The sequence below is a fragment of the Pseudomonas sp. SDO5522_S412 genome (genome assembly GCF_054071215.1).
In genome coordinates this window covers 1-10772 of the sequence record NZ_JBSVWQ010000187.1, presented here as the reverse complement: position 1 = coordinate 10772, position 10772 = coordinate 1, and the positions used below count along the sequence as shown (strand labels likewise).

Below are 10772 nucleotides of genomic sequence, written 5' to 3'. Positions count from 1 at the left end.
GAGTTCCACCTTTGGAATGCAGTCGAATGTGGGAGCGGGCTTGCTCGCGAAGGCGGTAGTAAAGGCGCTACAAAACTCAGGGCAGCGGCGAAAACGGCGAGCTGCCATCTGCGCTCTGCAGTTCCTGCAGGTAGTTACGGAAAATCTGCCCCAGCACCTGGGTCGCCACTTCCAGTTCGTCGCGCTGCATGTGTTCGGCCACTTCGTCGGCCGTGTCCAGTGCATCTTCGGCGCCGTTCACCGCCGCCATTTTCAGCACGATGTACGCCTGGACGTTATTGGCCGGTACGCCTTCGCCGTGGAAAAACATGGTGCCCAGCTGGAATTGCGCCTGCGCGTGGCCCTGCAACGAGGCTTTCTCGAAGTAGCTCAAGGCTTTGTTGAGGTCGCGTGCGGGGTTTTTACTGTCGTAGAAGTACTCGCCCAACTCGTATTGCGCCTGCGCATCCCCGCCATCGGCCTGTTTCTGGCACGCGCTCAGGGCCTCGGCCTGGCTTTCCGGCTGGGTATTGAGGGTGCAACGACCCATCGCTGGGATTAACAACGAGTTGCCGCCTGCCTGGGCAAACGCCAGCAGCGGCTGAAGGAGCAACAGGCAGCCCAGAACCAGGGTGCGGCCGGTGCGTTTCATGGGAATCGACTTACCTCTGACGGGGCGCGGGACCCACGGGGGGATCCAATAAGCGCGCATTATGAAATAAGCAGGCACCTGCTTACAAAGTCTTTACTCGTTTTTCTGCTGCGTGGGCAAGTTATCTGCCGGATTGCAGGTGAATTCTCGAAAAAAGACGGAAATGCCTGTAAGCAAAGTAGCAAATCTGACGCCGCCAGGGGCGGCGCCTGATTTTTGATCCGCTTATTTCAAGGCGGCGAAGGCGCGCTCGGCGGCATCGAGGGTCAGTTTCAGCTCGGCATCACCATGGGCGATCGAGGTGAAGCCGGCTTCAAAAGCGCTCGGGGCGAGGTACACGCCACCTTCCAGCATCAGGTGGAAGAAGCGCTTGAACAGGTCGGCATCGCTGCCCATCACATCGTCGAAGGTGACGATGTCGTCGGCGCCGCTGAAGTACAGGCCGAACATGCCGCCCGCCTGGGTGGTCACGAACGGAATGCCGGCGGCATCGGCGCGCTGTTGCAGGCCGTCCAGCAGGCGAGTGGTGTAGTCGGTCAGCTCGGCGTGGAAGCCCGGGCGGCTGATCAGGCGCAGGGTGGTCAGGCCGGCGGCCATGGCCAGCGGGTTACCCGACAGGGTGCCTGCCTGGTACACCGGGCCCAGCGGCGCGATGTGCTGCATGATTTCGCGCTTGCCGCCGAAGCAGCCCACCGGCATGCCGCCACCGATGATCTTGCCGAAGGTGCTCAGGTCCGGCGTGACGCCGTAGTAAGCCTGGGCGCCGCCGAGGGCAACGCGGAAGCCGGTCATCACTTCATCAAAAATCAGCACTACGCCGTGCTTGTCGCACTGTTCCCGCAGGCCTTCCAGGAAGCCCGGCGCCGGCGGCACGCAGTTCATGTTGCCGGCCACCGGCTCGACGATGATGCACGCCACTTCCTGGCCGACTTCGCTGAGCATCTGCTCGACGGCAGCGATGTCGTTGAACGGCAGGGTCAGGGTATGTTTGGCAAACGCGGCCGGCACCCCGGCGGAGCTCGGTACGCCTTGGGTCAGCGCACCGGAACCGGCCTTGACCAGCAGGCTATCGGAGTGGCCGTGGTAGCAGCCTTCGAACTTGATGATGCTGTCGCGGCCGGTAAACCCACGGGCCAGGCGTATCGCGCTCATGGTGGCTTCGGTGCCGGAGCTGACCATCCGCACCATCTCCATGGAGGGCACGATGGAGCACACAAGGTCAGCCATCTCGGTTTCCATGGCGGTCGGTGCGCCATAGGAAAGGCCGTGTTGCAGCTGCTGGCGCACCGCGTCCAGTACTTCCGGATGGCTGTGGCCGAGGATCATCGGGCCCCACGAACCCACGTAGTCGACGTAGCGCTTGTCATCTTCGTCGGTGACGTAGGCCCCTTCGGCATGCTTGAAGAACAGTGGGGTGCCGCCAACGCTCTTGAACGCTCGCACGGGAGAGTTCACACCGCCGGGGATGTGTTTCTGGGCATTGGCAAACAGGGTTTCGGAACGGGACATGATCGTGTTCTCTGAATTCAAGATTTTAGAAGATCGTTGAAAGCGCGGGCGCGGCGCGTGACGTCCTGGGTGCTGTCGGCACCAAACAGGCCGTGGACCACTGCCAGCAAGTCGGCACCGTGGGCCACCAGCGGCTCGGCGTTTTCCAGGGTGATGCCGCCGATCACGCAGATCGGCAGGTGCAACCGCGCGCGGGCCTGGGCCAGCAGTTCAACGGTGGCTGCCGGCGCGCCGGGCTTGGTGTTGGAATTGAAGAAGCGGCCGAAGGCGACATAACTGGCACCTTCGCGGGCAGCCTGCTCGGCCAGTTCGATCTGGCTGTGGCAGGTGGAGCCGATGATCGCCTTGGAACCGAGCAGCGCACGGGCCGGGGTCAGCGGGCCGTCGGTCTGGCCCAGATGCACGCCGACGCCGAGGCGTGCGGCCAGTTCGGCGTCATCGTTGATGATCAGTTGGGTCTTGTAGCGCGAGCACAGCTCTCGCAGTTTTTCGGCTTCCCGCAGGCGGCGCGCTTCGTCACTGCTTTTATCGCGGTATTGCAGCAGGGTCACGCCACCGTCCAACGCCGCTTCGACGTAGGCCAGGAACTTGCCGGCCAACAGTTGGCTGTCGGTAATGGCATAAAGGCCACGTAGTTTCATCGGGCAGGCCTCTTGGTGTTACGAGCAGAAATCCAACGGCAGACGACGAGGCACGAATTGCCCCTGGCCGAGTTGTTCAGCGTCACGCAGGGTGCGCCAAGTGTAGTTGAGGGCCGATTGCACCGCGCTGACCAACCCTTCGCCTTGTGCCAACCGACCGGCCAGCGCGCTGGCCAGGGTGCAGCCCGAACCGTGATAACTGCCGGGCAGTCGCTGGCAGGTAAAGGTCTGGTGCGTGCCATCGCGGCTGTAGAGGCGGTTGTGCACTTCGTGCTCGTCGCCATGGCCGCCGGTGATCAGCAGGTGCTTGATGAACGGCAGCAGTTTCGCTGCGCATTCGTCCGCCGTGCCCTCGGGCAGTTCGGCGAGGATGCGTGCTTCAGGCAGGTTGGGGGTGGCGATCATCGACAGCGGCAACAGCCGCTCGCGCATGGCGTAGCCGACCTCGTCCTTGCCCAGGCTGCCGCCGCCGCCGGCACGCAGCACCGGGTCGCAGACCACCGGCAAATGCGGGTGCGCCTTGAGCAGTTCGACCACGGTGTCGACCATCTCCAGGGAACCGAGCATGCCCAGTTTCACCGCGGCCACTTCGGAGTCACCGAGCACGGCGTTGGCCTGGGCCAGCACCCACTCGCGATCCAGCACGCGGAAATCGCTGACGTTGACGGTGTTCTGCACAGTCAGCGCGGTGACGGCCGGGGCCGCATGACAGCCCTGGGCGAGCAGGGCTTCGATATCTGCCTGCAAGCCGGCGCCACCACTGGGATCATGGCCGGAGAGACAGAGGACAACGGGGCGAGAGCTGTAGATATTCATGGTGCGCGAGCTTACCACCAAACGCTTTTTGGGTGGCTGTCGGGCGATGGTTGAATTTTTAGCGGAGGGGAAGGTGGAAATGGCTGTTTGCTATCATCTTGAAATACAGGTCAAATGCCCTGTAATGCCCGCTCTAGAGCCTTTCAAAAAATTATTTCAATGGTGTCTTTTGGCCTGTAATGGCTATGCTAGAGTGGATTCAAACCAATAACTGTATCGCCGGTTTACGTCTGCTCAAAAGGAATGGAGGCTTTTGACATAACCGGACAGGTCACGCTGGGGCTCTATGCGCTATTTGCTGATGTTACTGTTGACCGGGCTGCCGATGCTGGCCGGCGCAGTCGAGTTCAACGAGACCACCACGCGGTTGCCCCTGGGCCAAGTGATGCAAGTCCTTGAGGACCCCAGTGGCGCCCTGACCATTGGCGATATCAGCTCGCCGGTCCTCGCCAGTCGTTTCAAGACCCACGACAAAGCCACATTGAATGCCGGCTATTCGCGCTCGGTGTTCTGGCTCAAGGTCGATTTGCATTACCGCGCACAGCGCCCGGATGCCCCGCGCCGCTGGCTGCTGGAACTGGCTTACCCTCCGCTGAACCAACTGGAGCTGTACGAGCCTGACAGTGTCGGCAACTATCGACTGGTGTCGCGCACCGGCAGCATCCTGCCGTTTTCCAGCCGCGAAATCCGCCAGAGCAACTACCTGTTCAAGCTCGACTTCGTCCCTGGCCAGCAGGAAACCCTGTACCTGCGCCTGCAAAGCCAGGGCTCGATCCAGGCACCGCTGACCCTCTGGTCCACCACCGCGTACCTCGAAGAACAGCCATTGCGCCTGTACGTGCTGGGTGTGATCTACGGCGTGTTGCTCGGCATGCTGATCTACAACCTGTTCATCTACCTGAGCGTGCGCGACACCAGCTACCTCTATTACATCCTCTATATCGCCTCGTTCGGCCTGTATCAGCTGTCGGTGAACGGCGTGGCCGTGCAGTATTTCTGGCCGAATAACCCGTGGTGGGCGAATGCGGCGGTTCCCTTCCTGATCGGTTCGGCGGCACTGTTCGGCAGCCTGTTTGCCCGCAGTTTCCTGCACACCGCGCTTTACAGTCGCTGGATCAACCGGCTGTTGCTGGCCCTGGCGGTCAGCGGCGGGGTGGTGATGGTGCTGGCACTGTTCACCAGTTATGCGCTGGCGCTGCGCCTGGCCACCGCCCTCGCGCTGGTCTTTACCGTGACCATCTTCGTCGCGGCCATCAAGGCCTGGTATTGCGGCCAGCGCATGGCGCGCTACTTCATCATCGCCTGGACCGCGTTCCTGCTGGGCGGTGTAGTCAATACGATGATGGTGCTGGGCTACCTGCCCAATGTGTTCCTCACGATGTACGCCAGCCAGATCGGCTCGGCACTGGAAGTGGCCTTGCTGTCCCTGGCGCTGGCCGACCGGATCAATTCGATGCGCGAGCAACAGGCGCAAATCCTGTTCGACGCCAGCCAGAAACTCGAAGTGCTCAACACGCAACTGGCCCACAGCAACCAGCTCAAGGATGAATTCCTCGCCACCTTGACCCACGAGTTGCGCACGCCGATGAACGGTGTGATCGGCTCCCTGGAATTGATGCAGACCGAGCCGCTGCCAGGCGACCTCGCGCAGTACCATCAAACCGCCTCCGGTGCGGCCCGCGAGATGATGCGCATGGTCAACGGCATCCTCACCCTCACCGAATTGCAGGCCGGGCGCCTCAGCCCGCAACCCCAAGTGTTCAGCCTGCGTGGGCTGCTCGACACCTTGCGCCAGCAGTTCGCGGCCAGCGCCCAGAACAAAGGGTTGGCGTTCTCCATTGATCTGGCAGAAGACCTGCCGGACCGCATCAACGGTGATCCCGGCAAGCTGGCGCAGTGCCTGGATTGCCTGTTGGACAATGCCTTCAAGTTCACCCACGAGGGCTCGGTGCGTGTGCGGGTGGTCGGTGTGCCCCAGGCGGACGGAACGCTGCGCCTGACCTTCATTGTCACTGACACCGGCATCGGCTTCGCCTACCTCGATGAGGCGACCCTGTATCAGCGCTTCTTCCAGCTCGATGGCTCGACCACTCGCCAATACGGCGGCATGGGCATTGGCCTGGCGATCTGCCGGCAATTGATCGAGTTGCTCGGTGGGCGCCTCACCCACAATTCCGAGCCGCGGCGCGGCAGTCGCTTCCAGCTGGAGCTTGCGGTCAGCCCCGTCCAGCCAGAACCCGCTGCCGTGCGGCGAGTACCGCAGGCGCAACGCACGCCGCAGGAGTGCACGGTGCTGCTGGTGGACGACAACAGCGTGGCGCAACTGGTGGTGCGCGGCATGTTGCTCAAGCTCGGTTATCGGGTGAAAACCGTCGACAATGGGCCGGCCGCCCTGGCGTTGCTGCAGAGTCAAACCTTCGACGCAGTGTTGCTGGATGTGCCCGAGGGCGGCTTTTCGCTGTGCTGCCAGATCCGTGCGTTGCCCGGCTGTGGTGAGCTGCCGGTGATCGCCTTGAGCACCTCGTTACAAGCCCCGGAACGCGAGCGCTGCCACGGCGTGGGTATCACCGACCGAGTGGCCAAGCCGGTACGTTTCGAGGCCCTGCAACGGGTGCTGCAACTGCGGTTGTTGCATATGGTTGAGGGTGAAAGCGCCGCCAATTAGGCGTTTATGCCACTTTTTTAACCCGGGTGACGGTGCTTAACTGAAATTCAGGCCTCAATGAACGTGGCCTTTTTTCAGGAGGCCCGTCATGCACCTGCACCAGTTCGCCGAAACCCACGACGTCACCAACCAGCCACCGTCCCTGGACGGCACCAATCTGTACCGTATCGACTTGCCGCTGCAAGACTGGTCCCGGCGCTTCGGCGCCGGCTGGGCCGAGCAGCGCATCGACACCTATGGTGCGCTGGCGGGCGGGCCGCTGATGGAAGCCGGGTTCCTGGCCAACCAGAACAAACCGGTGTTCAACAGCCATGACCGGTTTGGCCATCGCATCGACCTGGTGGAGTTTCATCCGGCCTACCACGAACTGATGCGCACCGCCGTCGAACACGGCCTGCCGTCGTTGCCGTGGGCCCATCCGCAATCCGGCGCCCATGTGGCCCGCGCGGCGATGACCTACCTGCACAGCCAGGCCGAAGCCGGTACCGGCTGCCCGCTGACCATGACGTTCGCCTGCGTCCCGGCCCTGCGCCTGCAGCCAGACCTGGCTGAAACCTGGCTGCCGAAAATCCTCGCCACCGAATACGACCCGCGCAACGTCGGCATTGCCCACAAGGCCGGCGCCACCATCGGCATGGCCATGACCGAGAAACAGGGTGGCACCGACGTGCGCGCCAACACCACCCGCGCTTACCCGGTGGGCGCTGGCGGCCCGGGCCAGGCGTATGAGCTGGTGGGGCACAAGTGGTTCTGCTCCGCGCCGATGTGCGATGGCTTCCTCACCCTGGCCCAGACCGACAAGGGCCTGACCTGTTTCCTGCTGCCCCGGCACCGCCCGGATGACACCCGCAACGAGTTCTACATCCAGCGCCTGAAAAACAAGCTCGGCAACTGCTCCAACGCTTCCAGCGAAGTGGAGTTTCGTGGCGCGCTGGCCTGGATGATCGGCGAAGAAGGGCGCGGCGTACCGACCATCATCGAGATGGTGGCGATGACCCGCTTCGATTGCATGGTCGGCTCCAGCGCCCTGATGCGCCAGGCGCTGACCCAGGCCAGCCATCATTGCGCTCACCGCCTGGTAGGTGGCCGGGTGCTCAGCGAGCAACCGTTGATGCAGAACGTACTGGCCGACCTGGCCCTGGAAAGCGAGGCGTCCCTGGCCTTGAGCATGCGCATGGGGCGCGCGCTGGACCATCTGGATAACGAACAGGAAGCCAAATTCGCCCGGCTGGTGACGGCGGTGGGCAAGTACTGGATCTGCAAGCGCGCGCCCGCGATGATCAACGAAGCCGCCGAGTGCATGGGCGGTGCGGGGTATGTCGAGGACAGTATCCTGCCGCGCTTGTACCGTGAGGCGCCGGTCAACTCGACGTGGGAAGGTTCCGGCAATGTGCAGTGCCTGGATGTGCTGCGGGCCTTGTCGAAAGAACCGGGCGTGCTGGAAGCGCTGTTTGTCGAGCTGGGGGATGGCCACGGTCACAAGCACCTGGCGCGGCACATCGAGCAGTTGAAGTCGGCCTTTATGGACACCCAGGACATCCAGTACCGTGCCCGACAACTGACCGAGGACATTGCCGTGGCACTGCAGGCCAAGTTGTTGCTGGAGGCGGGTAATGCCAGTGTCAGTGACGGTTTTATCGCCAGCCGACTGGGTGAGTCGTCGGGCCGGGTCTATGGCACCTTGCCGCGGGGTGTGAATGTGGAAGCGATTGTCGCGCGCTCGACACCTCCTTTTTCCTGAACAAACACGGTCAAAATGTGGGAGCGGGCTTGCTCGCGAAGGCGGTGGATCAGCCAATACATGTGCTGACTGACCTACCGCTTTCGCGAGCAAGTCGAATCGTCGCACCGCCGCTCCCACATTATTGATCGCATTCCAATTCCGGTGTTCCAGTGCGCCAGGGATACAGGCAAGATGAAGGCCTGCAAGTCAGAACACAGGATGCTTACCGTGACCGAAGCTTTTGTTGTCGTTCAAACCGCCGAAGAAGCCGTGGATCGGCTGGCGGCTCTCCATGAGCGTGCCACTGGCGCGCTCAATCAAGCCCTCAAGCGCTACCTCAAAGACCGCGTCGAACCCGACGCCGAACAACGTGCGATGTTTCGCTACCCGGAACTTCGCCTGACCTACCTGGTGCAGGGCGAAGTCCCACAGACCACCCGGGCGTATGCCAAGGTCCAGTTGCCGGGGACCTACAGCGTCACCGTCACCCATCCGTCGGCCTTCCGCAAATACCTGCTGGAGCAACTGGTGCCGTTGATGCACGACTTCACCGTGACGGTGGAAGTGGGCGTCAGCCAGCAGAACATTCCCTACCCGTACGTGGTGGAGCAGGGTGACGAACTGGCCGGCTCCGGTGTAACTGCCGCCACGCTGGCGCGGGTGTTCCCGAGTACCGACCTGTCTGCCGCCACCGATGGCATCGCCGACGGCCTGTACGACTGGGAAAACACCGACCCGCTGCCATTGGCATTGTTCGATGCCGCCCGCGTCGACTTCTCCCTGCGCCGCCTGGTGCACTACACCGGCAGCGACTGGCGCCATGTGCAGCCGTGGATTTTGCTGACCAACTACCACCGCTACGTTGACCAGTTCATCGTGCATGGCCTGGAACAGTTGCGCAGCGACCCGCGCTTTATCCGCATGGTGCTGCCGGGCAATGTGATCATCGACAAGAGCATGGACCACGGCGAAGCCTCTGCCATTGCTGCCGGCGTGGTCTGGCACCGTTATCAGATGCCGGCCTACCACTTGCAGGCGAGCGACGGCCATGGTGTGACCCTGGTGAACATCGGCGTTGGCCCGTCCAACGCCAAGAACATCACCGACCACCTCGCCGTATTGCGTCCGCATTGCTGGCTGATGATTGGTCACTGCGGCGGGCTGCGCCAATCCCAGACCATCGGTGACTACGTGCTGGCTCACGCCTACATGCGTCGCGACGGGATTCTCGACCGGGTAGTGCCGCCGAACATTCCGATCCCGGCCCTGGCCGAAGTGCAGATGGCCTTGCAGCAAGCCGCGGCCAACGTCACCGGCGAGAAAGGCGAAGAGCTGAAAAAGCGTCTGCGCACCGGCACCGTGCTGACCTACGACGACCGCAACTGGGAGCTGCGCTGGGCCCAGGAACGGCCGCTGATCAACCTGTCCCGCGCCGTGGCCGTGGACATGGAAAGCGGCACCATCGCCGCCCAGGGCTACCGCCTGCGGGTGCCGTACGGCACGTTGTTATGTGTGTCGGATAAACCGCTGCACAGTGAGATCAAGCTGCCGGGATCGGCCAACGCGTTCTACGAGCGTGCGGTCAGCCAGCACTTGAAGATCGGCATCGAGGCGGTGGATCTGTTGCGCACCGAACTCAACTCGTTGCACTCGCGCAAACTGCGCAGCTTCGACGAGCCGCCGTTCCGCTAAACGGTTGGGATGGTTATTTAACGGTCAGGCCACTAGCATTGTCGGTCCTGACCGTTAGATGTTTCTTTGCCATGTCCCGTCCTGCCCGTCCTGTTTCCCGCCGCCCTGGTGTGAAAAGTCCGCAAACTTCGTCAGCCCCGCGTCGTGTCGCCAAGGCGCCACCGGCCGAGCCCAAGTTGATCCTGTTCAATAAACCCTTCGATGTGCTGACCCAGTTCAGCGATGAAGGCGGGCGGGCGACCCTCAAGGATTTCATCGACATCCCCGGCATTTACCCGGCCGGGCGCCTGGACCGTGACAGTGAAGGCCTGTTGCTGCTGACCAACGACGGCCAATTGCAGGCGCGCATCGCGGACCCCAAGCACAAGCTGGCGAAAACCTATTGGGTGCAGGTGGAAGGCGAACCGACCGAGGAACAGCTGCAACGCCTGCGCGACGGTGTGGAGCTCAACGACGGCATGACCCTGCCCGCCGAAGCCCGGCAACTGGACGAGCCACAACTGTGGCCACGCAACCCGCCGGTGCGGTTTCGCAAGAGCGTGCCGACCCATTGGCTGGAGTTGGTGATTCGTGAAGGGCGTAACCGCCAGGTGCGGCGCATGACGGCGGCAGTGGGGTTGCCGACGCTGCGTCTGGTGCGGGTGCGGATTGGTGACTGGTCGATCGACGGCCTGGACCAAGGCCAATGGAAAGAAGTGCCGGCGCGCTTATAAGGCGCCGGACTCGATCAGGCCGATCACCACGCTTTTGATGATGAACGCGGCAACGCCCAGGCCCAGCACGAAGAACAGGATCATCGAGCCAAAGCGCCCGGCCTTGGATTTCTTCGCCAGGTCCCAGACGATAAAGCCCATGAAAATGATCAGGATGCTGACCAGGCCGGTCATCATCCATTCTTCAAACACGGCGGGATCAATCGAGTTCATCGGGTCGTTTCCGGCTGGGGCAGGGCGCCGATTATACGCCAGGGCAATCGGCGCGACATTGACCTGCGTCGGTCTGCCGCAGACTTACCACCCTGCGGGAACACAGTCAAAATGTGGGAGCGGGCTTGCTCGCGAATGCGGTGGATCAGTCAGCACATTCGGTGCCTGG

Annotated in this window: 9 protein-coding genes; 4 read left to right on the top strand and 5 right to left on the bottom strand. The window is 62.5% G+C overall.

Going from position 1 to position 10772, the window contains the following annotated elements; translation table 11 throughout:
• Nucleotides 1–76 precede the first annotated feature (76 nt).
• The 4 genes from ACW9I6_RS25700 to ACW9I6_RS25685 form a co-directional block, all read right to left on the bottom strand.
• Nucleotides 77–631 (bottom strand): tetratricopeptide repeat protein, encoded by a 555-nt coding sequence (locus tag ACW9I6_RS25700; RefSeq protein WP_017476238.1) that lies wholly within the window; start codon nt 629–631, stop codon nt 77–79.
• 225 nt (nt 632–856) lie between these two features.
• Nucleotides 857–2140 (bottom strand): glutamate-1-semialdehyde 2,1-aminomutase, encoded by a 1284-nt coding sequence (gene hemL / locus ACW9I6_RS25695; protein WP_003215470.1) that lies wholly within the window; start codon nt 2138–2140, stop codon nt 857–859.
• 17 nt (nt 2141–2157) lie between these two features.
• Entirely contained in the window at nt 2158–2781 is a 624-nt protein-coding gene (thiE, locus tag ACW9I6_RS25690; protein ID WP_457339990.1) for a thiamine phosphate synthase, read from the bottom strand.
• Nucleotides 2782–2799: 18 nt separating this feature from the next.
• Complete coding sequence (locus tag ACW9I6_RS25685) at nt 2800–3597, bottom strand: hydroxymethylpyrimidine/phosphomethylpyrimidine kinase (protein ID WP_177008849.1); 798 nt, start codon at nt 3595–3597, stop codon at nt 2800–2802.
• 286 nt (nt 3598–3883) lie between these two features.
• Here ACW9I6_RS25685 and ACW9I6_RS25680 point away from each other — a divergent pair, with 286 nt between their 5' ends.
• From ACW9I6_RS25680 to ACW9I6_RS25665, 4 genes are all read left to right on the top strand, one after another.
• Nucleotides 3884–6262, top strand: a complete 2379-nt coding sequence (locus ACW9I6_RS25680; RefSeq protein WP_008436587.1) for a hybrid sensor histidine kinase/response regulator — start codon at nt 3884–3886, stop codon at nt 6260–6262.
• Nucleotides 6263–6350: 88 nt separating this feature from the next.
• Nucleotides 6351–8003 carry an acyl-CoA dehydrogenase family protein gene (locus ACW9I6_RS25675; RefSeq protein ID WP_087693593.1) on the top strand — a complete coding sequence of 551 codons (1653 nt, stop codon included), beginning with the start codon at nt 6351–6353 and terminating at the stop codon, nt 8001–8003.
• Nucleotides 8004–8177: 174 nt separating this feature from the next.
• On the top strand, nt 8178–9677 hold the full coding sequence (gene amn, locus ACW9I6_RS25670) for an AMP nucleosidase (protein ID WP_172834544.1): 1500 nt from the start codon (nt 8178–8180) through the stop codon (nt 9675–9677).
• Nucleotides 9678–9748: 71 nt separating this feature from the next.
• Nucleotides 9749–10390 (top strand): pseudouridine synthase, encoded by a 642-nt coding sequence (locus tag ACW9I6_RS25665; RefSeq protein ID WP_029616066.1) that lies wholly within the window; start codon nt 9749–9751, stop codon nt 10388–10390.
• On the opposite strand, the gene ACW9I6_RS25660 is transcribed toward ACW9I6_RS25665, so the two are convergent.
• Nucleotides 10385–10594 carry a DUF2788 domain-containing protein gene (locus ACW9I6_RS25660; RefSeq protein ID WP_026077819.1) on the bottom strand — a complete coding sequence of 70 codons (210 nt, stop codon included), beginning with the start codon at nt 10592–10594 and terminating at the stop codon, nt 10385–10387. The two genes, ACW9I6_RS25665 and ACW9I6_RS25660, sit on opposite strands and share 6 nt — an antisense overlap.
• Nucleotides 10595–10772 lie beyond the last annotated feature (178 nt).